The organism is Halotolerantifilum yawarlongkerapense, assembly GCF_054506745.1.
The window spans coordinates 343658-369777 of sequence record NZ_CP199719.1; the positions used below are offsets into that span (position 1 = coordinate 343658).

The 26120-nt window shown below is 55.9% G+C and carries 19 protein-coding genes; 1 reads left to right on the plus strand and 18 read right to left on the minus strand.

Annotated elements, in window-relative coordinates; translation table 11 throughout:
* Window positions 1–59 precede the first annotated feature (59 nt).
* The 4 genes from ACULM0_RS01725 to ACULM0_RS01740 form a co-directional block, all read right to left on the minus strand.
* Window positions 60–1418, minus strand: a complete 1359-nt coding sequence (locus ACULM0_RS01725; protein WP_463678733.1) for a zinc ribbon domain-containing protein — start codon at window positions 1416–1418, stop codon at window positions 60–62.
* 14 nt (window positions 1419–1432) lie between these two features.
* Window positions 1433–4627 carry a zinc ribbon domain-containing protein gene (locus tag ACULM0_RS01730; RefSeq protein ID WP_463678734.1) on the minus strand — a complete coding sequence of 1065 codons (3195 nt, stop codon included), beginning with the start codon at window positions 4625–4627 and terminating at the stop codon, window positions 1433–1435.
* Between the two features lie 209 nt (window positions 4628–4836).
* Entirely contained in the window at window positions 4837–5514 is a 678-nt protein-coding gene (locus tag ACULM0_RS01735; protein WP_463678735.1) for a TIGR00266 family protein, read from the minus strand.
* A 102-nt stretch (window positions 5515–5616) separates the two neighbouring features.
* Complete coding sequence (locus ACULM0_RS01740) at window positions 5617–6837, minus strand: choice-of-anchor Q domain-containing protein (RefSeq protein WP_463678736.1); 1221 nt, start codon at window positions 6835–6837, stop codon at window positions 5617–5619.
* Between the two features lie 167 nt (window positions 6838–7004).
* Between ACULM0_RS01740 and ACULM0_RS01745 the strand changes: the two genes are divergently transcribed.
* On the plus strand, window positions 7005–8630 hold the full coding sequence (locus tag ACULM0_RS01745) for a GGDEF domain-containing protein (RefSeq protein WP_463678737.1): 1626 nt from the start codon (window positions 7005–7007) through the stop codon (window positions 8628–8630).
* Window positions 8631–8710: 80 nt separating this feature from the next.
* On the opposite strand, the gene orr is transcribed toward ACULM0_RS01745, so the two are convergent.
* From orr to hemZ, 14 genes are all read right to left on the minus strand, one after another.
* The gene (orr, locus tag ACULM0_RS01750) at window positions 8711–9775 is read right to left on the minus strand and encodes an ornithine racemase Orr (protein WP_463678738.1); all 1065 of its coding nucleotides are present in this window, start codon (window positions 9773–9775) and stop codon (window positions 8711–8713) included.
* Between the two features lies 1 nt (window position 9776).
* Window positions 9777–11153, minus strand: a complete 1377-nt coding sequence (locus ACULM0_RS01755) for a GlmL-related ornithine degradation protein (RefSeq protein ID WP_463678739.1) — start codon at window positions 11151–11153, stop codon at window positions 9777–9779.
* A 14-nt stretch (window positions 11154–11167) separates the two neighbouring features.
* Window positions 11168–13405: a D-ornithine 4,5-aminomutase subunit OraE gene (oraE, locus tag ACULM0_RS01760; RefSeq protein ID WP_463678740.1), complete on the minus strand. Its 2238-nt coding sequence runs from the start codon at window positions 13403–13405 to the stop codon at window positions 11168–11170.
* A complete protein-coding gene (locus ACULM0_RS01765) occupies window positions 13406–13783 on the minus strand; it encodes an ornithine aminomutase subunit alpha (protein WP_463678741.1) in 378 nt (125 codons plus the stop codon).
* A gap of 20 nt (window positions 13784–13803) precedes the next feature.
* On the minus strand, window positions 13804–15219 hold the full coding sequence (ortB, locus tag ACULM0_RS01770; RefSeq protein WP_463678742.1) for a 2-amino-4-oxopentanoate thiolase subunit OrtB: 1416 nt from the start codon (window positions 15217–15219) through the stop codon (window positions 13804–13806).
* Window positions 15212–15523 (minus strand): 2-amino-4-oxopentanoate thiolase subunit OrtA, encoded by a 312-nt coding sequence (gene ortA, locus ACULM0_RS01775; protein WP_463678743.1) that lies wholly within the window; start codon window positions 15521–15523, stop codon window positions 15212–15214. The genes ortB and ortA overlap by 8 nt, the downstream gene beginning before the upstream one ends.
* Window positions 15524–15539: 16 nt before the next feature.
* The gene (ord, locus tag ACULM0_RS01780; protein WP_463678744.1) at window positions 15540–16586 is read right to left on the minus strand and encodes a 2,4-diaminopentanoate dehydrogenase; all 1047 of its coding nucleotides are present in this window, start codon (window positions 16584–16586) and stop codon (window positions 15540–15542) included.
* A gap of 255 nt (window positions 16587–16841) precedes the next feature.
* Window positions 16842–18248, minus strand: a complete 1407-nt coding sequence (locus ACULM0_RS01785; RefSeq protein WP_463678745.1) for a sigma-54 interaction domain-containing protein — start codon at window positions 18246–18248, stop codon at window positions 16842–16844.
* Window positions 18245–19573 carry a Na+/H+ antiporter NhaC family protein gene (locus ACULM0_RS01790; protein WP_463679842.1) on the minus strand — a complete coding sequence of 443 codons (1329 nt, stop codon included), beginning with the start codon at window positions 19571–19573 and terminating at the stop codon, window positions 18245–18247. The genes ACULM0_RS01785 and ACULM0_RS01790 overlap by 4 nt, the downstream gene beginning before the upstream one ends.
* Before the next feature lie 124 nt (window positions 19574–19697).
* On the minus strand, window positions 19698–20930 hold the full coding sequence (locus ACULM0_RS01795) for a serine hydroxymethyltransferase (protein WP_463678746.1): 1233 nt from the start codon (window positions 20928–20930) through the stop codon (window positions 19698–19700).
* A 26-nt stretch (window positions 20931–20956) separates the two neighbouring features.
* Window positions 20957–21400 (minus strand): SoxR reducing system RseC family protein, encoded by a 444-nt coding sequence (locus tag ACULM0_RS01800; RefSeq protein ID WP_463678747.1) that lies wholly within the window; start codon window positions 21398–21400, stop codon window positions 20957–20959.
* Window positions 21393–23165 (minus strand): aspartate--tRNA ligase, encoded by a 1773-nt coding sequence (aspS, locus tag ACULM0_RS01805; RefSeq protein ID WP_463678748.1) that lies wholly within the window; start codon window positions 23163–23165, stop codon window positions 21393–21395. Before aspS ends, ACULM0_RS01800 begins: the two co-directional genes overlap by 8 nt.
* On the minus strand, window positions 23166–24470 hold the full coding sequence (gene hisS, locus ACULM0_RS01810; RefSeq protein WP_463678749.1) for a histidine--tRNA ligase: 1305 nt from the start codon (window positions 24468–24470) through the stop codon (window positions 23166–23168).
* A 254-nt stretch (window positions 24471–24724) separates the two neighbouring features.
* A complete protein-coding gene (gene hemZ / locus ACULM0_RS01815; protein ID WP_463678750.1) occupies window positions 24725–26110 on the minus strand; it encodes a coproporphyrinogen dehydrogenase HemZ in 1386 nt (461 codons plus the stop codon).
* Between the last annotated feature and the right edge of the window lie 10 nt (window positions 26111–26120).

A 26120-nucleotide genomic window follows, 5' to 3' on the forward strand; every position in this document is an offset into this window, starting at 1 on the left:
GTACAAATCGAATGCACCGCCTAGGCGGGAAGAACCCCTCCTCTGGCGGTGCATTCGATTTAGTCTTTCACCAGCTGGAAGACCACGTACATCATGACCTTCTCTCCGGAAGGTGTCGGCAGTCCGAACTCGAACTGTCCATCGATCATGGGACCAGCGGGGTGCTCCTTGACTACGGCCTCGAGGGCAAAGGTTGCCATCGCGCCTTCCATTTCTTCGCTCATGGACATGGTGAGCACACCCTCCTCGAGCATCAGCGGAGGCAATCCATCGAGCGTTTCTTCACTTCCGAGTAAGAGCATCGTGAGCTCGAACTCACCGTTCTCGATCACAGCCGTGGCCGTGGTTTCCTCGCCGATGACCTGGCGAATTTTGTCCTTCTCCTCCTCGGAAATATCAGCAGCCAGCGCCTCCATGTTGGTGATCTCCGTATACATCAGGGTGCCCGAATAGGTCCCGTTCAATGCTTCCATGGTGATCTCGCTCATCACGCCCTCGCGGCTGATCGATTCTGATACTTCCACTTCCGAAAGGGTGCCCGTCCAGATTCCCTGCATCTCCCAGACACTTCCGGAATAGGCATCCTGGTAGGTCACGCGGTAATCGCCCTCTAGGGCCAGGTGGTCCTTCTCTTCGGTGATTGTCGCTTCGTAGAGTAGGCTCGTGCCCGATTCATCCTCTTCCATTTCGATTGTCAATTGGTCGCCCTCAAGCTTAGCGGGATAGCCTTGGTCAAAATCGTAGCCTAGAGAAGCTCCGGAGATCCTGGCTGATCCCTCCCCGTTTTCGGCGAGTGCCAACTGCACGTTAGCGCTGGTCGAACGACCGATGCCCACGTTAAAGCTGGGATCAGTCTTTCCATCGAGGGTGATCTTGATCGTGGTGAACTCCGTGTTCCAGTTACCGCTGACGCGCTCTGCGTCGATGCCACCACCACCGATGGAGGGCAGCGATACATCCGGAAGACTGGGAGCATTGAAATCGAAGCCAAAAGTGCTGATCAGCGCGACCACCACCAGGAGCAGGATCACGCCCAAGAAACCGAGCAGCACCCCTTTTCCCCTCCCCTTCTTTTTCTGGGGTGGCTCTTTTCCGAAATCTCTCGAAAATTCTTTGAAGGCATTGGCAGATGCGGGCGGACCCGGTCTGCGGTTGGGAATCGGCGTTTTTTTCGACGGACGCGGAAGAGACGTCTGCTCTTTGGGACCTCTCGGGGGCGATTTTTCCTCCTCCCTTGGCGCCGGTGTCGCCTTTGCAGCGGGCGCTTCCACCTCGTGCTCGGTTTGGGGAGGAACCACCGGTTCCACCGCAGCCTTTGGTCGGTCGGCTTCTGGCTCGATCGGCTGCCAACCGCACTGTCCGCAAAACTTTGCACCGGGTTTCATAGGACTACCGCATTGACCACAGAACTTTGCCATCTCGAATCCCTCCTCTATTGTCGTTTAAGTACAATCGGTGGTGCCGTGAGATAGATTTCATCCTTGCTGTTGATCACGATCATGGCCGCATGGGATGCTTCGTCGGCGGAGATCGATTCGACGGTATAGTAGAGGCCCACGGTGCCATTTCCCAGGTCTTTGCCGTAGAAGTCCACCTCGTCACCATATATGCTGTTTTCGATCTTGTAATCATAGCCGGAGCCGCCGGCAGCAATCGTCAGCGTGGCCTTTTGACCCGACATCTGAACGGATCCGGACCAAGTTCCCACCAGGTCGATACCGGCGGTCTTCGCCCCCTCGACCTCGAGGACAGCTCCATCGCTCTCGGGTCCGTAGACCGGTTGTTCCGCCTCGATCATCTCACGGTAGGTCACCCGGTAGGTGAGTTTTTGGCCGGGATTCTCCAGAACCTCCGCAGCCCGTCCGAGGGCGCCCAAATCGAATTCCAGATCGCCGATCCCTTCGATCCCCTTCTGGAGATTCTCCTCTCCGTATTCATCGACAAGCTGCTGTCGGTACTCGGGATCTTGGGCGAGGTATTTGATCGCCGCCTGCTGCATCATGGACTTCATCTGGGGATCATCGTAGTCCACCAGGTCACCCGATGCGTTGAGTTCGAGTCTATACACATCCCCTTCCATCTCGAATAGCAACACCTGACCCTTGGGATCGGTCAGGGTGACAAGGTGTCTGGTCACGGTCCCCGACTCGACGAGCGGCGACGGATTCGGAATCCTCAAGACCAGTTCATCTTCCTCTTTCTCGAGCTCCATGGGATCCGGCTCCACCATCAAGAACACATGATAGGGGGCTTCGAATCGGTCGAGCCAGGAATCATTGTACAGGTGCATCTCCTGCAGGTAGAAGAAACTCTCCCCGCCGAAGTTTTCGAACAGTTGCAAGCGTTCTGCCGTGAAAGCTTCGAAACGCTTATTATTTCTCGCCACTTGCAGATCGAAGTAAGGACTTTGTTGCACCTCGTCGTCGCCGAGCAAAATGGCGATCGATACATCATCTGAATCCTGAAAACGCTGACGATCCAGGTCAATGCGATAGGATCTGATGGGTGACGCATAGGGGTTGTTTTCCAGTGCATGGGCCACATAAGGTTTGGCTCGATTCAAGGTGACCTCCGGATACATCCACTCATGGAAGGGGTTACCAGGAGTCAGTGCCTTGTTGGTCCCGGTAATCATATCGTTGATTCTCCCTCGGTAGTAGACGCCAAGGGAATTCTGGAATCTTTCGTGGCTACCGGTGGTGACCTTCACGATGGACTCGATAGGATCCTTCCAGCTCCCTTTATAGGCTGTGAGCAGACGTTTGAGATAGGCCTTGGGTTCTTCTTGGTAGTGAAGGTCGCGGAGTTTGAGCAGTGCATAGCCCATGGCGTACCCCTGGTTCTGCCTGGCCTCTGCCAGTTCGTCTGAACCCAGGGAACCCCAGTAAGCCTCATCTCCGATTGCCCGCGCATAGCTTTGAAAATACTCTTGGACCATGGGTTGGAAGTCTCCGGCCACCAGCTCTTTGGATTTGTAGAAGGCCGCCGCTTCATTTTCCAGAAGGATGGCCGTAGCCTCCCAAAACCAAGTGTTCGCCTTCCAGTCTACCCCGTAGAGGTAGCGTGAGCTCTGCGTAACGTGCAACAGTTCATGAGCTGCCGTGACCAGGTACTCCGACTGCCGGTAGGCATCGGCATTCTTTTCCATAGGTCTTAGCGTCAGATAGGGCTTGAGCATCGCCGCGTTATAGGAACTGCCGAGATCTTTGGCCCGTTTAGAGACCATGACCATGACGCTAGGCGGTGATAAGAGGTCTCGTTCGGTGTACAGGTAGTAGTTGGCGTGTAGCACCGCATCGATGGCTTTGGTCAAGCCGAAAGGCAGGAGATTTTCGCGCTTCCACTTTGCACCGTGTTGTTTCTTAAACGCTTTGTAGGCTTCACTTTTGACGAAAGCCTGGGCCCTTTCGATGGCCTGGACATCGGGTAGCTTTTGCACGCCCTCCAGGTAGTCGAAGACCAGGCCGGGGTAACTCGGTAGTTCGTGGTTACGCATCGCTTCATCGATCACGCGAGCATAAGACTCGCTGGGATCGAGCAGACCCTTTTCTTGATACAAACGGATCTCGGTTTCAATCGCCTTTTTCACCTCATCGGGGCGGTTGAACCCCAGGTCGATGGGATAGTAGAAGGTATAGCGGGAAAGGTCTTGATAGTGGGCCTTCAGCCTCGGATCGTCGAGATCTTCCTTTTTAAGGTCTTTTCCATAAAAGACATCATAGGGATCATCGCCAAAGGCATCTTTAAATGCCTTGTGCTCTTCATACATATGGGCCCCCTTGGCCACGACACCCAATGTAAAGAGCAGTCCCGTGACGGAATTATGATTCGTTTGATAAACTAAAAGGTCGTCTCGGATCTCGTATCCTAAGAGCTCAAAATCACCGGGCGTATCCCCTCGTCGAAAGACGATCAGGTCTTCGTATAAGGCCGGATCGATCCCCTTTTTCGCAAGGTCCACCTCAATCGTGTAGATCCCCGACGTGTGTTCACCGGGTGCAAGTCCTGCGTCGAAATGATTGGCGGTAAGAAGGAGCAGCTCATCATCTAAAAATTCCGATTGTAGTCCTTCAAATGCTTCACCTTGAATGGCTTCAAGGATCACCTCTTCTTCTCCCGGTTCTGTGGAACCCGTGAGCCGTACGGTCGTGTCAGCAGTTTCAGCCACCCTCTGTTCCGGTAGCACCTCGGGTTCTTCAAAGGCAGGCAGTGCCTCGGATGCCGGCCTTGTGCTCTGTCCGGCTATCCCTTGGGAGGGCTCTTCATCGCTTTCTCCGAACAAATAGATTCCTGCGGGGATCATCAGAAGGAGCAAGAGGGCCACACCGATCCACAAGGGCCTGGCCTTTTTCTTACGGCCGTGGGACGCGGCGCGTCTACCTGTAGCCCTCACCGGATCATGTGTACGCTCACTCTGCGGAGTTGAGCGAGCCGTGTCTTGGGTAAAGATCTCTGTCACCATAGGCTCATCGGTTAGCGTAGCCCCGCAGCTCGTACAGAACTGGAATTGCCCGGCGACGGGCTCTCCGCAAGTCGGACATCTTCTCACTTCGAGTGAAGCACCGCATTCCGTACAAAAGGTCATCGATTCATCCTGCGTCGTACCACACTGGATACACCGTTTCATTCAAAACACCTCCGAAGGGGTCGCGAGCCGCACAAAAAAAGCGGCAGTCCTCCCTATTTCTTTTTACCCGCTCGCCGACCTGTCAACGCGGTTGTCAAAAATGTGGAAACTTGCTTGTTGACAGATTCTTGCCACTTGACAAGATCCTTGATTCAAACCCATCGCTTTCTAGAATAAAAGCCACCCCGGAGGGTGGCAAAACAAACTAACTATTTCGCAGGCATCATGGCGCGGATCATTTCTGTAAAGGCTTGGGGATTTCGTGTCTGAATCAGGATTTTTCCGGGTCCTGTGAAATGGCAAACGAGGCCCTCCCCAGAGGTCATGGACGAAATCCAACCTTTTGATGCTTTGTCGATGCTGTAGGGCATGTGCTCAGACCAGGCGACCAGGTGGTGGTTGTCGATGGTCACGCGTTTGCCCTCGGGCACTTCCAAGGTGTGGATGGCACCGTGGGAGTTCACGAAAACTGTACCGTTTCCGCGGATGTTCAATACGAAGAAGCCTTCCCCAGATAGAAATCCCTTGGACAAATTTTGCATCTGCGTGTCCACTTGGACTTGGTCTGTGGCCGCCAAGAAACCATCCTTTTGTACCGTATAGCCCTTTCCCTGCGAGACCTCGAGGGCCACAACACCACCGAGTGAAGCTGGCGCCAGGGTGACGGTCCCGGCTCCGTTCTTTGCATGGAGGGTCTGGAAGAAGAACTTTTCACCGGCCAACATGCGACCGAGCCCCTTCATAAGGCCACCCTCGGCCTTTCCTTCTACGGTGATGGTCTCGTCCATGGACACCATGGCACCGGACTCTGCTTTGATCTGTTCTCCACTTTCGAGCTGAACCTCCAGTAATGGGAACGCCTCGGGATGATGAATCGTGTACTTCATGAGATTCCTCCTCTAGATCAGACCATCTGTCTGAATTCATATGTGTTATCTAAGATTAGTATATCATATTTACCATATATTGTAATTTAAATTTTTTAAAAACTATCTCGTGTACCGATCCCACAGTTTGCCGAGAAAACCCCGGTCTTCAAAAGCACCGATATCCGTGCTACCCTTACGCCGCACACCGCGTTGGTCCGTGTCCAAAAGCTGATCTCCTCGAGCGATGGCATTGGCGAGTGGGCTCGAGGATGCGAAGGCACAGGTCCATGTGGGGCCGCCGTGATCGGCTGGTGCCAGGAGCATGGCATCTCCCGAAGGGACTCCCTCCAGACTTCCGTCGCCCACGAAGGTGTCCGAGATCTCCTCGATGAATCCCTCCCCGTAGAAGCCGAAACCACCGGTCCCGAGGAAGTAGTCGTTCCTGGCGTTCTGCGAGATGACGCTAGCGCGTATCCTGAGCTTGCCGAGGTTGTAGATGCCCCCGCCCTTGTGCGAAGCCGAGACGTTGTCCGTGATGGTCGTGTGCAGCAGTTCCAGGTCGCCCCGGAGGCTGATACCGCCGCCCTGTTCACCAGAGCGATTGCCCACGATGGTCGTATTGATCAGCTCTGCGCTGCCCTCGCAAGACACGTGGATACCGCCTCCGTTGCGGACGGATTCGTTGTCCATGACCAGACAGTTCTCCAGTACCGCCACGGCGTCGCGCTGCACCTTCATACCGCCGCCGGATCCCCCGCAGTCGAGTCCCGCCAGGTCCTCTTTCGGTGGACGCGGGATACCGATGTTGCGGGTGAGCACCGAGTCTTTCATCAGAAGGATCCCTCGGTTGTCGATCCCCACGCCGTAGGTGGCACGGTTGTCGCTGACGATGCAGTTGTCCAGCGTCACCTGTCCCCGGTTGAGGATTCCGGCTCCACCGCGGGGGACCTCATCCCGTTTCCCGTGGCGGACGGTGATTCCTTCCATGTAGAGAGCACCGGTTTCTTCCACGGTGAAGACCCGGTCGGTGGCCAGGTCCAGACTTTCTGCTCCCTGTACAATGGATGCATCGGGACCGAAGCCCATGACCACCACATCGTGATCGATCACGATGCCGCTTTCTGTGTGGACTTCATCGATAAGCCAGATCACAAGGCCCGTGCCCTGGGTACGATCGATGGCTTCCTGCAGGCTTGGGTAATCTCCTTCCGCACCGACGGTCACGATGGTCCCTTGGCTCGATAGCACTTGTTCCCGGGTGACGCCTGCGTCCCAGGGTTTTAGGGTGAGTATGAACAGACTCAGAACCAATGCGATGATGATGCGTACTTTTTTCATCATGTCCCCCCGACGTGTCTTCTTCAGTACTTTTCTTCTCCTTAGTTTCCATAATAACAAATATCCTAGTCTATGAGCGAATAATAAACAAAAGGACTATAACGTTAAGATTTACCGTGTTACAATGGATTCAACTGAGTTTCATTAGAGTGACGAAGGATGTGACATTTGTGTTTGACTGGATACTGAGCGCCGTAGACGGCATACAAACGATACTACTCATGATGATTATCATGAAGACACGACCACGCTTCTGGAAGATCCTCCTGTTTGTCGTTGCAAATACGCTCGTCATTGAAGTCGTAAAACCCTTGGTAGTGGCACAGGGACCTTCCTTCGCTTGGAACAGCCTGATCGCCATCATGGCTTTTGCTGTCTATGTGGTGGCCATCCAATGGATTTTTCAAAAACCCTTTCACTTTGCACTGGTAAGCGCGTCCTATCTGTTTGTCATCTTCTTTTTGTTCCAACTCTTCTCGTTTTTGATCATGATGATTCTGGGGCTTTGGATAAACTTTGGAGAGAACATGTTGATGATCACAGAAATAGCCTACTATTCAATCATCTTATGCGTAGAGATCTTTCAACCCAAATGGCTCCGTCGTCCCCACCAACACCTACATGCCTTTGTAGCACGACGAACCTATGCTAAGATGCTTGTGGATATTCTCCTCGTGATCCTGTTATTCTTGTTCACGACCTCTTTCATATTTGAAGCTTTTCATGAATCACCCTATATGTCGAATCGCATCTATTCGGTCGCGACTTTTTCACTCGTGTTCGTCATGGCCTTCATCGTCCTCTTGAGAGCGATTATTCAGTCTCATAAAAAAATCGACTATCAAAAAAATGAAGTCCATTTGAACAGCCTACTCATGAAAATCGACCAAATGCTCTTTCAAGGGGCTAGTGATGATCAGGTCTTAACCCACCTAAGCAATAGCCTCCTTGCGCATTATCCAGATGTTGCTACTTGTGAAGCTTACATCGTAGCGACCGATCAACACATCACGATTGACTCTTCCGCTAGTCCTGATGACAACGTCACGCCAGACTATCTCAACTTCGTTGAACATCAAAAGAAATTTCAAGCGAAATCCGATGTGATTGCAGATGTTTTTCTTCCATCGATCGCCACAAGCGAAGGATTGACGCTCCGCGTCCCCATTGTAGACGACGGCGACCTCTTTGCACTGCTTTCGCTCTCAAGTAAAGATCGCGATACCTTTGACGATGAAGATCTCACCCTCGCCCGGTCGCTAAAAGACCAGCTCGAGGGCATCATAGGGAAACACCGGGCCTATCGCCAGGCCATCCATGCTTCTACACACGATGACAGCACAGGCCTTTACAACCGAAGGCATACAGAGGAGAAAATTCTCGCGCATATATCGGATCACGAAAACGGAAACCGCCGCTTCGCTCTTGTTCTGATTACCCTCTTGGGGCTCGATGAAATCCGTGCGGATTATGGCGATGACCAGATGCAAGCGCATGTGAAGGACTTCGCAGATTTCTTGAAGGCACACGTAGAAGAGGCGACTCTCATCGGTCGCTACAGTGAAAACGAGTTCTTGCTCATTTTTTCCCAGGCAGATCGCATGGCCGTGGATACCCACATGAGCACCATGAAAGTGAACTTAAAGGAAATCCCCTTCTCACCCATGAAACCACACTTCCACTACGGTGTTTCCTTCTATCCGGACACCTCTCGATCGCTGACACGATTGATCACGGCAGCCGACCAACAGATCGTTGTTAACCAGCGACTGAAAGAAGGCCTGGGATTAACCTGATCCAAAGGACCAAACATGAAAACCAGCCGGTCGCAGCTCCCACCTTGGGAACTTGCGACCGGCTGGTCTTTTGCTTTCATTTATTCTTTTGTGACCTTCTCCACATAGTAGCTCGTCATGGCGGCGAGGAGGGCTCCGTAGCTCAGTTTGAACTGCAGGATGTCGCCTACCTTGTAGGCATCCTCTGTCGCTGTCAGGTCTACGATCAGGTGGTCGCTCGAGGCACCGATGATCTCGATGCGGTCGTCTTGCGGGATGAGACCGGAAGGATCCACATCCTGTCGGCCGATCGCCAGGATCCCCCGCTTCATCTTACCCTTATCTTCAAAGACCGGTTTGTTGCCGAAGGCATCCATACCGATGGTGCCCTTAGGCACACTGTCCTTCACCTTGCACTCGATGATCTCGGCTTCGAGCAGGAAGGCATCGTCGTGGGTTCCCGGGTAGCGGTCTCCTTCCTTGGTCTCACGACCCAGGACAAGGACCTCGCCAAGACGCAGGTTGTTGATTCCATCTGGTAGACGGTTCTCGCCGATCAGATAGATCGACGACGAGTTGCCACCAGATACCATCTCAAGTTTCAGCTCGTGGATCTCTTCGATCTGCTTGGCCAGTCGCGTCAGCTCGCCCAGATTGCCTTCTTCCGGGATCACCCCGCCGTAGCAGGTCAGGTTGACCCCGATGCCGTGCAGGTCTACACCCGGTAGGTGGAGAATCCGCTCGACAGCGGCGAGCGCATCATGCGCGAGGACACCCTCCCTCAGATCACCCAAGTCCACCATGAGGATCACGTGGTGGCGGATCCCCAGCGCCTCGGCCGCACGGCCGAGGGCCTCGATGGTCACAAGCTCCGAGTTCAGGCTGATGTCCGCGTAGCGCACCACCTCTTCCACCTCGGAAAGCGAGGGCAGGCGTAGGAGCACCTTGGGGATCTCATCGAAGGCGGCCAGCGCCTTGAGATTCTCCACCCGTGAATCGGCCAGGTAATCCACCCCGCCCTTTACAAAGGCCTCCACCACATCGGGATGGGCACAGGCCACCTTGGTCACGCCCATGATCGATAGGCCCGCGGCCCTGGCATCGCTCTTTAGTTTCGCAGCATTGTCGACCAGTTTTTTCTGATCGATGATCACTCTTGGATACATCTTACTTCACCAACCCCAAGCTCTTCTTCAGCAGGTACAGGGCACTCTCCGGATACTCCTTGGAGAGCACGCCGAGGGAGGCCATGATATAGTCGTTGTCGATGAGTACCTTGGCCTCATCCGTGGGCAGCAACTTCTCACCCTTGTTCGACGGCGCAATGGCCATGAGGATCTTGTCGCGGTCCGGCAGACGCGTCAGCGCTCCGCCCGTACCGATGATCGTTTTGATGCTGGTCAGGTCCTTCCCTTCGGCCAGCACCTTCTTGCCCTCGCCACCGTAGAGACTCCTGAAGCCTCCAGCATGACGATGGGCAGCCCGTAAGACCGCCTCAAGGGCCAGGCGTGTCACAAAGGTCCGTTCCTCGTCTGTTGTCGGAATCGGCGGATGGTTCTCGATCAAATCGTTGATCTTTTCCACAGGCATCCCCAGATCCACCGTCAGTCGGTCCATCCCGATCAGGTTCACGATGTTGCGCATGTTCACGAAAACCCCGAGATCGCCCTCCACGGTACGCTTGGCCTTGGGCTCTGGACTGATCAGATTACGGCTGATCTCCTCGGATCCCTCGGCCACCGAGTGCAGATCCGTGGTAGCCCCGCCGACATCCACCGTGATCAGATCGCCCAGCTCCTCTTCGAGGAGTTTTGAGGCCTCCATCACCGCACCGGGTGTCGGGATGATCGGTCCGTTGACCAGGTCCTTGATGTGATCCATCCCGGGAGCATGGATGATATGCTCCTCGAAGACATCCTGGATCACCGCACGCGTCGGTTCCACATTCAGCACATCGATCTTGGGATAGACATTTTCCACCACCGTGAGATAGGACTCCAGACCGTAGTCCTCGAAAATCAGGCGGATCTCTTCCTGGTTTTCCACATTCCCGGCATAGATCACGGGCACCTTCAGCCCGAGCTTACAGATGGCCTCTGCATTATCGAGAGCCGTGTCCCGCTCACCATAGTCCACCCCACCGGCGATCAGGATGATATTCGGCTTGATCTCCTGGATCTTTTTCAAATCGCTGCGGCGCAAACGGCCCGCCGTTACCAAGTGCAGGTTGGCCCCGGCTCCCAGTGCCGCTTCCTTGGCCGCCCTAGCCGTCATATCGTAGACGAGACCGTGGACGGTCATCTTCAGTCCACCCGCCGCACTGCTCGTCGCCAAGAGCTCATCATAGGTCAGCGCATCCGCGTCCATGTTTTTCGCGAGGTCGTCGATGGCGCTTTGGAGACCGATGTTCACGTCCCCCTCCAGCACCGAGGTGGGCGCTTGGCCCTGCCCGATAAAGGAAGGGGCATCTGTATGGATGCCCCCGAAAGCGTTGACGACCGTCGTGGTACTGCCAATTTCAGCTACCAGTACCTCAACGTGCATACAATCACTCCTTATTATTCTTCTTCTTTTTTCGCTTCCGGCTCGATGCCCAGACGCTCCCACCGCTTCTTCACCAGGTAAGTCGCCACGTTCACGCCGCGGTCGTTACGACCGAAGCCCTCATCCATCCCGTTCTCCCGGGCGATCTCAGGCGTTACCTGCGTACCACCGGCCACGATGATGAACTGATCGCGCACACCTTTTTCTAGTGCGTAGTTGTGAATGCGTTTCATGTTCTTGTAGTGGACGTCATCGTGCGAGATGATCGTGGAAGCCATGATCACGTCGGCATTGTGCTCGATTGCCGCGTCGACCAACTTCTCGATCGGCACACTGGTCCCGAGGTACTCGGCGTCGATGCCGTACTTCTCGATCCCGCCGTGCTTGATGTCGATAATCTCACGCAGACCCACAGAGTGCTCGTCCTCGCCTATGGTACCGGCGACAATCTTCAAAGGACGCGCTTCGATTTCCTCTCGGATCTCGTCATCGCTGAGCACCTCTGGCTCCGGTGGAATCTCGAGCTGCGATGTATCCAGATCGAAGTCCAGAACACCCTTGAGCTGTACGCGCGTACCCTCTGAAGGATGCATGGCCTCGAGGTGGATGACCTCGACGTCTCTTAAGTTCATCTTCTTGGCGAACTCGATCGCAGCGTACTGAGCCACGCGTCGCTGTGCCGGTAAGAAAATCTCCACCTGCACGACCCCGTCACCGAGCCACTGGACTTCAGGCTTGAGGTAAGAAGAGTCGCCCCTGTATTTTTCCGTCTCTTCGAGACGATTGTTCACGTTATCCTCTTCATCGAGCTCGTCGATGTAGATGATCTTCTCCGGCTGCTCGAAGGTTGACCCGTCGATCAGCTTAGCAGGATCATCGATCGCAGCCTCGTCGTACTGGGCCACATTATTGTGACCGAAGTGCGCGGTCACGGGAGCAAAGTAATCCTCGTCACGCTCGAAGACCGTACCGGCACCGATACCGCCGTTGATCTTTCGGCCGATCCCGTCGCCGTTACGCTGTGGGTACTCTCCCGAATCGACGAAGTAACCCTTCTCAACGGCCTCAAAGTAGCCACCTTCTTCGATGATTTCCTCGAGGAACAAAATCGCACGCTCTTTGAGCTCGCGCGCCTTATCGCGGAGGTAGCCCTCTTGCTTCAGCTCTACCATGTCCATGAGCGAATCCATACCGACGAGCGCTTGCTTCGCTGTGTCGCAGGCCTCAATGTTGAACATATGCCACGGTACATTTCGCCCTTCATCCGGCGTGATCGTGGACTGGATATCCGCACTGGTGAGACGGCTGATCATCATGTTGAGCACGTGGGTAACCGTCGCTTCACGAGAAGAACTCGTGATGTACTTGGTGTTCATCTGAGCGCGCATCTTGTACTCGCTGAAGACTTCACGGAGCGCCACGGCATAGGGCAAATCGAGCTTCATTGCCGGTGCTGGCACCGCACTCGGTGGCACCGTGGAGAGCGCGATGTTCTCTTTCGGCATACCGCACTTATGCGAGTAAAGGGCGTTGATCCCGTGCTGTACCATCAGCTCGGGCATAACCTTCCAGGCCTGTCGGGCAGTGGCGTTGGCATTGTGCGCACCATCGATCTGCACCATGTCGGCCCAAGTCATCACTTTTTTACTCTCTGCCGCATCGACAAAACTGCGGACCATATTGATGTTTCTGTAGAGCACGTTGTACTGGGGATCCTGGTGGGCACCGTTGACGCCCTCTTCCGCCAGCATCACGGCGATATCAGGACCGGCCACACCGGAAACATACGAGTGGTAATTGATCGGACGGCCCACTTCTTCCTCGATCAGATCCAGGGCCTTTCTATGTGCACGCACCTGTTTTCTGGAGATCGGGATACCACCCGTTCCCTGTGGCGTCCCCTCGATGAGCCCATCGAAGTGGGACTGGCCGGCCGTACGGATGACCATGATGTGGTCTGCGCCGTGCCATGCGGCCATGCGCATGCGGCGGATGTCATCTTCAAAGCGACCGGAGGCGATCTCGGTAGTGATCACATTATCCGGCTGCGGATCGATATCGTCAAAGTAACGGGCCGATGGAATCCCGAGGGACTGTTCCATGGGCTCCGCACAATCTTTGTAAACGAAGGGGCCCATCTGTAGATTCTCCACCTTCTTGCGCCATGTCCAACCGCGGCGCTTGGGGCGGTAGTCCTCGAGACCCTCTAGAATATCCCGTACATTGAGTCGTTCGTTCTTATCGAGTTTCATCTATTTGTCCCCTCCCTTGAAATACTCAACGGCATCATCCCAGTGCTTGCCGTCGATCAGTTCGAGTCCTGCCTGTCGGACGGGGATGTTCTTTTCCTTGGCCACGCGGTAGACCACGTGCCCCACGCCCTTGCCCATCAATCCGCGGTCCACAGCGCCTTCTACGAGGGGTTTCGCCTCGATGGAGCTGAAGCCCATGCGGAGCAGAACAGAACGCTCGATGGAAGGACTCGTGTGGGTCTTGGCCAGGTCTATGAGGGGATCAACGATCTCCTCGACGAGACCCCAGAACTTCTCGTGGATCTCCTCATCAGAAAGGGATGTCAGGTGCTGGTGACGCTTTTCGAAATCGTCATCACGCTTTAAAAATCCGTGCATTACACAACCTCCTTGTGACTCTATAGGTTCTCCCGGATCTCGGTCTCCATCTCGCGCACGCGCTCGGTTGTTAGCCGCGTTTCTTCCGCGAGATAGGCAAGGTCTTCCTCCGTGAGTGGTTTGTCTTCATTGTAGCGAATGGCGTTCTTGATGAAGCTCTTGCGGATCTTATCCAGATCCAGTTCATGTGCTGCGATCTTCGAAGGATCAGCCGGAAGGATGATACTCTTACCGGGCACCTCATCGCGGGGATTACCGAACTTCAGCTCGATGCCGTTGTCCCGGGCAAAGGACAGCTGGGGCTGGATGTGTTTCCCGGCTCCTGTGTATTCTGTCTCCTGGACCACAATGATCTGGTCTTTGTCGAGCTCTGCCGCGATGCTGAAGGCAGCCGCAAGGGATGTGTTACCAGCGGGTCCTCGCTCGAGGCCCTCGATCTGCGCCAGCGTTTCCGTCATGTAGAAGGTTTCCCCCTGAGTGACCGTCAGGTAACGGTCCATGTAGCGCAGGGGGCGCGCGGCGGAACGCGGCACATCGGATCGATCCGGCCACGTGGCAAAGGGGATGCCAAAGCCCGTATGTCCCGTTGTGAAACTCTTGCGGTTGAAGTCCACATCCGACGCCATGTGCAAACCGGAAAGATCCACACTGGCAGCGACGACCTGGCTATCCAGAGCGCCGGCCTTGATCAAGCCGCGGGCGGTTCCCGTCAGGTTGCCGCCGCCGGCATTGGTGCAGACCACCACGTCGGGGTCGCGCCCCTCACGCTCGCGCATCTGCATGGCGAGCTCATAGCCCAAGGTCTCCACGCCGGCGATGCCGAAGGGCGTGTAGAGCGAAGCATTGAAATAACCCGTTTCCTCGAGCAATTGTAAGAAGGTGTAGAAGAGCTCGGGACCGACGGTCAATTGAACGACCTCCGCACCATAGGCCTCACATTTTCTGGCTTTCTCAATGATCTCAGGTTGTCCCTTATGCTCGGAATCGTAGCACTCCTGGACGATGATGCACTTCAGGCCCAGCATGGCCGCCTGAGAGGCTACGGCCGCACCGTAGTTGCCGCTCGTGGCGGCGATGACACCCTTGTATCCATTTTTCTTCGCATGGTAGACAGACGTCGCGGCGCGGCGCGCCTTGTAGCTACCCGACGGATTCGACGCCTCATCCTTGACGAAAATCCGAGCGCCTTTTCCCTCTGGAGCGAACTTTCTCGCCAGTGCCGTGAGGTTCTTCAGCTCGATGAGCGGCGTGTTGCCCACCCCGGTCTCAAACTGCATCTTCTGCACGTCCTCGAGGGTGTAGCCCACTTCCTTCATCATGCGCTCATAATCAAAGGTCACGCCAGCACCCTCATACTCACTGTAATCGATGCCCACGGACTTGAGCATGATCTCATTCTTCTTGGCCATCATGGCTTCATAACCTTGATTAGGCATCGGCTTCACCTCCAAATAGGATCTCCCTGAGGTCGCGGCCGATTTTCAAAAGCTCGGGCACGTGGTTACCGAAACTGTGCTTGTAGGTCGGTGCGATCTCCACGAGCTCACCGGACACCTTCCGCCCGGTCAGGGTCTCCACGGACACCTTGTCGCCAATCTCCGCGGTGTCTTCCACCAGAAGACCCGTGATCCATCGTTCCAAAGGTACGTTTTTCGTATCGTCAGGCACCTGGGGTGCGCGCTCTTCCGATGTGAGTACCACATCGTACAGACGCACCCAGTCCCCTTTCTTGGCTGTCAAGATTATCTCTCCTCTCTTATGAGCGTTCGATCATATCGCGTACATCGCCCATCATGGCGCGCGGTACGGGCAGGTCGATCATCGTGCGCAGACCGGGACGTGCGTTGATCACGTGAGGGATCATGTTGACGCACATGGCGATCGTTCCCAGACCACCCTCCACCTCCGGTGTGATGGCCATATCGATACGCGGAGAGCCTTCGAGCGTGATGTAGTCGCCCGTCTGAACGCCCACCATCTCAGGTTCGATTTGCTGGGGGTGGACCATGTTGATCTTGAGCTCGCCATCGACGTAACCCTGACCCGTCATGCTCACACCGGCTACGTCGCCTGCTGCGGCGAAACCGTACTTGGACTGACGATCGACATTTGTCACGATCGGCTTCATCTGCTGCTCAAAGCGGTCGACTTTCCAACCGAGGGCGTCGGCGATCATTTGTACGGACTCTGCGAATCCGACGTGACCGGCCAGGGAGCCGTCTTCTACACCCTTGTCGAAGTCCTCGACGGTGATGCCCACACCCTGCTCTTCCATAACGGCTTTACCGAAAGGCGAGAGGCTGTTGACGCGCTTGGCAATCACGTTGTCAACTCGTGTCATGGCGCCCGTGAGGGCTACGACCAAGAGATCCATGATCATGCCGGGGTTGATGCCCGTACCGAGAACGGTCACACCATTGGCCTTTGCAAGCTCGTCGATCTTCTCGGCCAACTCCGGCTCCTGAGCCTGTGGGTAGGCCATTTCTTCCGCCGTGCTGATCACGTTGACACCCTTCTCGACGACCATCTTGATCTTATCGAAAGTCTTGGCCGTAAAGGAATCCGTAGCGATGAGACAGACATCACAAGGAACCGATAGCACTTCTTCAATGCTGTTGTTGATGATGACCTGTGGATGCCCCTTGCGATCGACACCGAGCACTTCGTGCATTTCCTTGCCTACACGCGCCGCGTTGCGGTCACAAACACCGATGATCTCGATACCCACTTTCGTGATGAGCATCTCAGCCATACCACTACCCATTGCGCCGAAACCCCAAATTGCTACTTTTACATTTTCCATTACACAAACACCTCCATAGTATTTTCACCCACTATAGGTGCAAGGTACGTGCCAATGTCAGAATACAATGCAAAAATACATGAAAATACTAAAAAGGACAGGTAAAGCACAAAAAAATGACGGTTTTCAGGAAAACCTTTGCCGGCAGATGGGCATATTTGACACGCCCGCCTCTTTATTGTATCGAAAAAGGGGAAGACATGCAAAAACCGCAAAATATCTTGCATTTACAGTGCAAGATATTTTGCGGTCTCTCTATTCGCGATCGAAGCCATATTTCTTCAGTTTGTACTGAAGGCTTTGCCGACTGATCCGTAGCGCCTTGGCCGTCTTGGTGATATTCTGGTCGTGAAAAGCCAGGTGCGTGCGGATCGTATCACGCTCGATCCGCTCGACATAGTCGTCGAGCCCCTCAAAATCAATGGGTTCTGCCTGCGAAACATGGGCTTTTTTCGCCAGCATGACCTCTTCGATATGGACGGGTAGGTGTTCGCGGGTGATCACGTGCTCATCGGTGACCATGTTCATGGCCGTCTCGATGTAATTCTTCAGTTCCCGGATGTTCCCCACCCAGCGGTAGTCCTTAAAGGCCTTCATCAAGTCGTCGGAAAGCATCCACACGTCCTTGTGCAGCTTCTCATTGAAGGCACGGATGAAGTGGTCCACCAGTAGCTCGATGTCCGCGGGGCGATCCTTGAGTGCTGGTAGGTGGATTGGAATCACATTGATCCTGTAGTAGAGATCCTTACGGAATTTTCCGGACTCCAGTAGTTCCTTGAGGTTTTCGTTGGCCGCCGCGATGATGCGCACGTCCACGGGGATATCCTCCTGACCACCCACACGGCGGATGTAGTTCTCCTGTAAAACGCGCAGGAGCTTGGCCTGTAGGCCCTCGCTCATGGAATTGATCTCATCTAGGAAGAGGGTCCCACCCGTGGCCTGTTCAAAGAGACCCGGTCGGTCCTCTGCCCCTGTGAAGGTCCCTCGGTTGGTTCCGAACAGGATGCCCTCGAGAAGGGTTTCTGGTAGGGCCGCGCAGTTCTGAGCGATAAAGGGAGCGTCCGCTCTCGGGCTCGCCGAATGAATGCTCTGGGCGAAAAGCTCCTTACCGGTCCCCGTCTCCCCGTAGATCAAGACAGAAGAGGCCGACTGGGCCGAGCGTTTGGCCACTTTCACGGCGCTCACATAGGCGGGATCTTTTCCGATCAGTTCATCGAAGGTATAGATGCCCCGGCTCTTCATGCGCTTTTTCTTGGACCCATGCAGCTGTTCGGTGAGCTCCATGATCCGATCGGAAAGATCCGATACGCTGGTCAGGTCCTTGGCGATCTCCACGGCACCGAGGAGCTCTTCGCCCTCGAAGATCGGATAGGTATTGTTCAGCGTCTTGATCGCCTTCCCGTTGTGGTTAAGGTAGCGCTGCTCCCGGTTTGTAATGGCCCGCTTGGTGGCCAAGACCGTGAGAAGGGTGGAATTCTCTTCCGTCCACCGGGGGTAGACATCGAGCAGATGTCTGCCCAGCACCTCCTCCCTGGCGAAGCCCTCGATATTGGCCATGGCCCGGTTGTAATGGATCGTCACACCATCGGCACCAATAATGTGGACGCCCTCCTCGATACTATGCAAAATTTTTTGCACCGATTGGTTCAGAAGGTCTTTCACGCGTTTTCACCCGCTTTCATGCGAAAGGTTAAAAGATAGGAAAAGAGGAAGAAGAGGAAGCAAAAAAGGGCAAAGGGGGCATAGGCAACAGCCGACACCCCGGTGAGTCCCGTGATCACCAAGGCGTTGACGTTCCAGGGAAAAAGGGGTGCCAGGATGATGCCGGATGCGGCCACGGAGGTGGCTACCGGCGCCCGCCGGATCCCCCGGTGCTCTATCTGCTCACCCAGGGCAGCGGCCGGCAAAACAATCCCCACCGTTTGGTCGCAGGTGACCACCGTGGCAAAGCCCGACAGCAGGTGGAGGCGGCGGTTGAAGCGCCCTTCGCCGCGATAGGGACCGATGACCAGACGCACGGTCTTCTCCAGTTCCCCCGTCAGCGACAGGAGGGCTGTCATGAAGACCGAACCGATCACGATGAACAGGACCTCCACCATGCCCAGGATGCCCCCGCTCTTCAAGATCGGAGCCAAGACGGGATCGTCTGTGGAAAAACCATAAAGGGCTGTCCGAATCACGTCACCCAGGGGAACCGCCTGATAGACCCAGGTCACCAGAAAGGTCGCCACGACACCAGCGCCGATAGCCCGCACCGTGGGCACGCCGAGGCCCGCCAAGAGGAGCACGGCGAAGGGAATGACCAGGAGTACCGGTGAGAGCGCGAAACCCGAAGCCAGGGCATCAGAGAAAGCCGGATCCAGTTGGACGGCCGCCTCCCCCGTCTCCAAGAGGAGATAAGCTCCCGCTGAAAAGACCATGGCCAAAATCAGGGGAAGTGCCATCGTCCTCAGGACCCCCCGGTAGCTGGTTCCGTAACTCTTGATGGTCAGACGTAGGAGTCCGGAGATGGGACTGACCACATCGGCCACGAAAGCGCCGGAGACCAGGACGCCCACGAGCAGGGCCACCGGGTACCCATAGCCGAGGCCCAAAGACAGGACCACGAGACCCAGGGTGCTCAGGGTTCCCAGGGCGGTCCCCACGAGCACACTCATGAGCGCCGTGAGCAAAAAGGACAGCGGTAAAAACACAGGTGGCGTCAGGAAGCGCCCCGAGAGATGGATCATGGTCGGCACCACGCCCGAGGCAAGCATCAAGGCGATGAAGGCGCCAAGGGTCAGGATGAGCATCAGGATCTCTCCTATATCCAAAAGCGTCGCCCGCAGTTGCCTAAAAATTGCGTCCAGGTCAATGCCCTGCCGGACCAGGAGCAGGCTATCGACGATGCAGATGACCAAAAAGGCATAGGCCAGGCTGGTCTTTGTCGCCACCGCGGCGATCAGCGCGATCAGGTTGAAAAGTAACATCACGCGAAAGGTTTTCATATGCACGGGGGAATCACCCTCCTTTCATGACCGACTGTTCTGCACGCATGAAGGGGGTGGCTTCCTTGCGCGAAAAATTTTGTGAAAAGACCGGCCAGATAAACTGGCCGGTCCCTAGATCAGGCTACTCGTACACGGGGAAATGCTCGCAAAGCGCAAGCACTTCTTTCTTTAGACCCTCGAGGTCCTCATCGCCTGTCAAGCAGCGATCCATAAGGTCCACGATCCGGTCCATCTCTTCTAGGCCCATGCCGCGCGTGGTAACGGCGGCCGTTCCGATGCGTAGACCGCTCGTGACGAAGGGACTTTCCGTCTCGTTGGGTACCGTGTTTTTGTTCACGGTCACATCAATCTCGCCCAAGCGTTTCTCCGCTTCTTTTCCCGTGAGGTTCTTGTTGCGCAGGTCGATCAGGAAGAGGTGGTTGTCCGTTCCACCGGAGACGATCTTGTACCCTCGTTTCACAAGGCCTTCGGCCATGCGCTTGCAGTTATCGACTACGTTCTGCTGGTAGGTGACGAACGCCTCGGACTGGGCCTCGAGGAAGCTCACGGCCTTGGCAGCGATCACGTGTACCAGCGGACCTCCCTGCGAGCCGGGAAAAATGGCCTTGTCGACCTTCTTGGCGTGCTCTGCCTTGCAAAGGATGGCACCACCGCGGGGACCGCGGAGGGTCTTGTGGGTGGTCGTTGTAACGAAGTCCGCCACTTCACAGGGATTCGGATGGAGCTTGGCTGCCACGAGGCCGGCGATATGCGCCATGTCCACCATAAGGTAGGCACCCACTTCATCGGCAATCTCTCGAAACTTCTTGAAGTCGATGATCCGGCTGTAGGCACTGGCCCCGGCCACGATCATCTTGGGCTTGACCGCGAGTGCCTTCTCGCGCACGACCTCGTAGTCGATCATTTCCGTCTCCGGATCCACACCGTAAGATTCGAAATTGTACAGGATCCCCGACATGTTCACGGGTGATCCGTGGGTCAGGTGACCGCCGTCCGTCAGGTTCATCCCGAGCACCGTATCACCGGGTTCGAGCACCGCGTAGTACACGGCGAAGTTCGCGTTGGATCCCGAATGCGGCTGCACGTTCGCATGATCCGCATCAAAGAGAGCCTTGAGTCGCTCGATGGCCAGGGTCTCCACCTCGTCTGCATAGACACAACCGCCGTAGTAGCGCTTGCCCGGATACCCTTCTGCGTATTTGTTCGTGAACACACTGCCCTGTGCCTCGAGGACACCCGGGCTCACGTTGTTCTCCGATGCAATCAATTCGATACCGTTATTCTGTCGATCGAGCTCTTTCTGGATCGCGCCGTAGACAGCGGGATCGCAGGATTTAAGATCTTTGCAAAACATCGTATTACCCCCTAATACTCGTGTTTTTAGAGTTCTCGTCGCGCGACGATGGACACGATCGAAGCGAGATAGTTCCCGCTGTTTTTGAATCGATGGTCATTTTTCTTGATCACCAGATAGGTGATCGCTGTCGCCGCTATAGAAAGTATAGCAGAAATCACTTCCGCCTGACCAGCGAAAGGCGTGAAATTTAGTAAAGTTGTACTGAGGACCAAGGTGGTGATCAGGACGATCAAGGGGATGGTGTAGGCGATAAAGGCCGCTACCAGGACATTTTGGTCGGCCATATCGATTTCGACGAGGGCCCCGGTCTTGGCGCCCAGTGGATTGAGCGCCTCCACCTCGATCACCTTGATCGATTCCTCCTGACCGAGCTCGCAGGCGTTGCAGTGGTCGCAAGCCTCGTGTCGGACCAACTGGACCTTGGCCAGATTGCCATCGCAGGCGATGACCTTCCCCTGTCTATTCATCGTCGCTCGTCACCGCCTGGATGCCGAGTTCGGCGAGCTGCGCCTCATCGGCCAGGCCCGGTGCTGCCGTCATCAGATCCGTGGCGTTCTGCGTTTTCGGGAAGGCGATGACCTCGCGGATGTTATCGGCACCCGTCAGGAGCATCACGATCCGGTCGAGACCGTAGGCGATGCCACCGTGGGGAGGTGTGCCGTACTTGAAGGCCTCGAGCAGGAAGCCGAACTTCTCCTGGGCCTCTTCAGCGGTGAAGCCTAGGGCTTTGAACATGCGTGACTGGAGCTCCGAACGGTGGATCCGGATGGAACCTCCGCCGAGTTCCACCCCGTTGAGCACGAGGTCGTAAGCGCGGGCGCGCACCTTGTCCGGTGCGGTCTCGAGCAGGTCCTCATCCTCAGGTTTCGGCGAGGTGAAGGGATGGTGCTTGGCCACATAACGACCGGCCTCTTCATCGTGCTCGAAAAGCGGAAAGTCCGTGACCCAGAGGAGTTTGAACTCGCTTTTGTCGAGCAGATCGAGCCGCTTGGCCACCTCGACACGCAGGGCGCCCAAACTGTCGAAGACCACTTGTGGTTTGTCTGCCACAAAGAAGAGCAAATCGCCGTCGGCCGCATCAAAAGCCGTCATGAGCTTGGTCTTCTCTTCGTCGGAGAGAAACTTCGCGATGGGACCGGCGAGCTCTCCATCGGTCGTTTTGAGCCAAGCGAGTCCCTTGGCCCCGTAATGAGAGACGAAGTCTTCGAGTTTCGTGATGTCCTTGCGTGAGAAGGAGTCGGCGTAGCCCTTGACGTTGATCCCGCGCACGTGGCCACCGCTGGCGATGGTCCCACTGAAGACCTTGAAGGTAGAGTCGGCCAAAATCTCAGTGGCGTCCACGAGTTCAAAACCGAAGCGGATATCCGGCTTGTCCGAACCGAAGCGTTCCATGGCCTCGTCGTAGGGCATCCGCTGGAAGGGGGGCTTCACGTCCACATCGAGGGCAGACTTGAAAATACGCTGCATCAGCCGTTCGTTCATAGCAAAGACATCTTCCTCATCCACAAAGCTCATCTCGATATCAATCTGGGTGAACTCCGGTTGGCGATCGGCGCGCAGGTCCTCGTCTCTAAAGCACTTCACGATCTGATAGTAACGGTCGATACCGGAGACCATGAGGATCTGCTTGAAGAGCTGGGGTGACTGTGGCAGGGCATAGAAGTGACCGGGGTTCACACGCGAGGGCACGAGATAGTCCCGAGCACCCTCCGGCGTGGGACGGGTCAAAACAGGGGTCTCCACGTCGATAAAGCCCTCGGACTCCAGGAAGCTTCTCACCTCGTGGGTCACCTTGTTCCGAAAGAGCAGGTTCCGCTGCATCTTGGGTTTTCTCAAGTCCAAGTAACGGTACTTCAGTCGCAGTTTTTCCGCGGCCTTGTCATCGTCCTGCACGTGGATCGGTGGCACTTCCGAGGCATTTAAAATCTCCAGATCCTCGGCAAAAATCTCGATGTCGCCCGTAGGAAGATCGGCATTCTTCGACTCACGCTCGTGCACGACCCCCTCGATGGCAATGACAAACTCCCCGCGCAGGCCGTTGGCCTTCTCGAAACTCTCGGCGTCGACCTTTTCGTCGAACACCACCTGGCAGATGCCTGTACGATCCCTGAGGTCAACAAAGATCAAGCTCCCAAGGTTCCGCTTCTTCTGCACCCAACCCGTGAGCACCACTCGCTGGCCGATATCACCGGCTCTCAGTTCACCATTGTATCTCGTTCGTTTCAAACGCATCTATTTCTCCTCCTTCACCAGGGCTTTGACAGCCTCCAGGTCTTTCAAGTCAATTTCCGTCTGGTCGCCCGTGCGCATGTTGCGCAGCGTCACGACCTCGTCGGCCACCTCATTATCGCCGATGACCACCGTGAAATCGGCGTTCGTCTTGTCCGCGTACTTAAATTGGGACTTAAAGGAACGTCCGAGGTGATCGATGTCCACGGCAAGGCCTAGGTCCCGTAGCTTTTTCGCCGTCTTCATGGCGTAGCGTCGGGCGGCCTCACCCATGATCACGATAAAGATATCGATAGGCTCCTCTTCTCCGAAAGAGAGTCCCTGGGCTTCCATGGTCATGATCAAGCGTTCGATCCCCATCCCAAAGCCAACACCGGGTGTCGCGGGTCCGCCCACTTCCTGTATGAGACCATCGTAGCGTCCGCCACCGCAAACGGTGGACTGGGCGCCGATATCCCCGGAGATGAACTCGAAGGCCGTCTTCGTGTAGTAATCGAGTCCGCGAACAATGTAGGGATTCACCACGAAGGGCACTTCCGATGCCTCGAGATAGGTCTTCACCGATTCAAAATGGCTTTCGCAGGCTGCGCACAGGTGATCGGTGATCACCGGTGCCTGTGCGATCACCGGCTGGCAACTGGTCACCTTACAGTCGAGCACCCGCAGGGGATTCGTCTCGATCCGTCCCTTGCATGTCTCGCAGAGGTCTTCTTCATGGGACTCCAAGTAGGTCTTGAGCATCTTGTCGTAGGACGGTCGGCACTCGGGACAGCCGATGGAGTTGATCTCTAGGTGGATGTCCTTAAGCCCCAAGGTCTTCATGAGATCGTCAGCCAGGGCGATGACCTCCGCATCGGAGGTGGCCGTCTCCGATCCGAAGATCTCGATGCCGAACTGGTGGAACTGCCGCAGGCGACCGGCCTGGGGTCGCTCGTGGCGGAAGCAGGGGGTTAGGTAAAAAATCTTCGTGGGCTGTGCATCGGCGTAGAGCTTGTTCTCCACGAAGGCGCGGACCACGGGGGCCGTGCCCTCGGGCTTGAGCGTGAAGCCCTCTTTGTCGAGGTCAAAGGTGCCGGCCTTGAACTTGCCGAGCCCCTGATCGGAGATCACCGTGTACATCTCTTTTTGCACGATATCGGTTGTCTCCCCCACCCCGCGCTTGAAAAGTTTCGTCTTCTCGAACATGGGGGTGCGGATCTCACTGTACCCATATTTTCTCGTGATCTCACGGATCGCACCTTCCACGTACAACCACTTCTTCACGTCGTCAGCCAATAGGTCGCGCGTTCCCTTGGGTTTTTGTATCATTTTCGCTCCTCCTCCTTTTCTGCCATCAAAAAAACTCCCGTCCCCTAGGGACGAGAGTCTATGCTCCCGCGGTGCCACCCTGTTTGACGCCCTCGGGCGCCCACTTCGTTGGTCGATGCTTTTCTTGCGGGTGTCCTTCACCGGGTAGCGGATTCCCCGGCTCTCACCGTCCCGGGGTCGCTTGGAATCGTACCGCGGTTACTGCTTTCTTCCGCGCATCGTTTCGTTATGTGATTGTCTTAAGTATACTGATTTCACTCACCTGCGTCAAGCGGATAGAGCGCTTCGAGAGAGGCGATCTTCTTCTCGATCAGACCATCGATCTCGCGGACGTACTGCTCGAGCCCTTTGATGTTAGAAAAGCGCTCGAAATGATCGGGCGTGATCGACCACTTAGAGGCACTCCCGGCCCCGAGGGCCAAGATCACGTGACGCTCGCCCATGATGCGCACATTGTAGCGGTTCACCGGACCTCGGGTGAAGCCCACGTTCTCCAGGTGACCGATCATTTTCTTCTGGCGGTAGAGGTAGTAAGGGTCGTAGCCCGCCCTCTCCAGCAGGCCAGTGGCCAGGGCCATCATGTCCGTCACCAAGGTGTCGCGCTCGAGGAGTTCAGATTCCAGGGCCAGACCAGCACCGCGCTTCAGACTGAGGGTGTGCACGGTGATCTGGTCTGGACCCAGGGCACAGAGGCGGTCCACGGAATCGGCCACCTCGGCCAGTCCCTCGCCGGGTAGTCCCAGGATCAGATCGGCGTTGATCTCAAAGGCACCCCGCGCGGTGGCCCGCTCGAAGGCAGCGATGTAGTCCGCGGCATCGTGACCACGGTTGATGCGACCGAGCGTTTCATCGGATAGGGTCTGGGGATTGAGGCAGATGCGGTCGACCCCCTGCTTGTCCAGCACATCGAGCATAGCTTCTGTCACGGTAAGCGGTCTACCGGCCTCCACGGTAAAGGAGCGGACCTCATCTCGATCGAGATGGGCGAAGAGCCCTTCGATGAGCCGGTCCAGCTGGTCCGGCGTGATACTGGTGGGCGTACCACCGCCGATGTAGACATCATCAATCCTATACCCGCGCGCCCTAAAGAAGCGGATGGTGATTTCGGCTTCTCGCAAGACCGCCTCGATGTAAGGTTCGACCCAACCCTGTTTGCGGTCGATGGCGTTCGAGGCAAAGGAACAGTAGGTGCATCGCGTGGGGCAGAAGGGAATCCCCACGTAGAGACTCATCGCTTTTCCCACGCCCTCCGTCAGAATCGGGCGCTCTCTCACGGCCACGCGGCACATGAGATCGATCTTATCAGGGCTGATCAGATAGGTGTGGGCTAGGATCTGCCGCGCCTCTTCTTCCGAATGGCCCCGGTCGTAGAGACCGTGGAGAATCTTCATAGGGCGTACGCCCACCAGGATCCCCCAGTCGGAGGCGGTGGTGTAGTGGGCCGAGAGGGCGCGGTAAAGGGCACGCTTGGCCACCAGCGGGTCGTCCGACAGCTCCAGGGGTACGAAAAGGACGTCCTCCTCCCCGCGATCGATGGAGAGTCGGACGCCTTCTGCGTCTTCGATCAGACGCACCTCATGGGTCGGTGGGATATCAAAAAGACCCTTCAGGTGGTCGCGATCGTAGGCTTTCATCCACATGTCAGCAGCC

Excerpts from the sequence above, each read along its gene's own strand:
- ACULM0_RS01735 (WP_463678735.1), bottom strand. The coding sequence starts at position 5,514 with ATGAAGTACACGATTCATCATCCCGAGGCGTTCCCATTACTGGAGGTT.
- hemZ (WP_463678750.1), bottom strand. The coding sequence starts at position 26,110 with ATGTGGATGAAAGCCTACGATCGCGACCACCTGAAGGGTCTTTTTGAT.
- orr (WP_463678738.1), bottom strand. The coding sequence starts at position 9,775 with ATGTATCCAAGAGTGATCATCGATCAGAAAAAACTGGTCGACAATGCT.
- hisS (WP_463678749.1), bottom strand. The coding sequence starts at position 24,470 with ATGATACAAAAACCCAAGGGAACGCGCGACCTATTGGCTGACGACGTG.
- ACULM0_RS01795 (WP_463678746.1), bottom strand. The coding sequence starts at position 20,930 with ATGTTTTGCAAAGATCTTAAATCCTGCGATCCCGCTGTCTACGGCGCG.
- aspS (WP_463678748.1), bottom strand. The coding sequence starts at position 23,165 with ATGCGTTTGAAACGAACGAGATACAATGGTGAACTGAGAGCCGGTGAT.
- oraE (WP_463678740.1), bottom strand. The coding sequence starts at position 13,405 with ATGAAACTCGATAAGAACGAACGACTCAATGTACGGGATATTCTAGAG.
- ACULM0_RS01765 (WP_463678741.1), bottom strand. The coding sequence starts at position 13,783 with ATGCACGGATTTTTAAAGCGTGATGACGATTTCGAAAAGCGTCACCAG.
- ord (WP_463678744.1), bottom strand. The coding sequence starts at position 16,586 with ATGGAAAATGTAAAAGTAGCAATTTGGGGTTTCGGCGCAATGGGTAGT.
- ortB (WP_463678742.1), bottom strand. The coding sequence starts at position 15,219 with ATGCCTAATCAAGGTTATGAAGCCATGATGGCCAAGAAGAATGAGATC.
- ACULM0_RS01740 (WP_463678736.1), bottom strand. The coding sequence starts at position 6,837 with ATGATGAAAAAAGTACGCATCATCATCGCATTGGTTCTGAGTCTGTTC.
- ACULM0_RS01725 (WP_463678733.1), bottom strand. The coding sequence starts at position 1,418 with ATGGCAAAGTTCTGTGGTCAATGCGGTAGTCCTATGAAACCCGGTGCA.
- ACULM0_RS01800 (WP_463678747.1), bottom strand. The coding sequence starts at position 21,400 with ATGAATAGACAGGGGAAGGTCATCGCCTGCGATGGCAATCTGGCCAAG.
- ACULM0_RS01755 (WP_463678739.1), bottom strand. The coding sequence starts at position 11,153 with ATGCACGTTGAGGTACTGGTAGCTGAAATTGGCAGTACCACGACGGTC.
- ACULM0_RS01730 (WP_463678734.1), bottom strand. The coding sequence starts at position 4,627 with ATGAAACGGTGTATCCAGTGTGGTACGACGCAGGATGAATCGATGACC.
- ACULM0_RS01790 (WP_463679842.1), bottom strand. The coding sequence starts at position 19,573 with ATGAAAACCTTTCGCGTGATGTTACTTTTCAACCTGATCGCGCTGATC.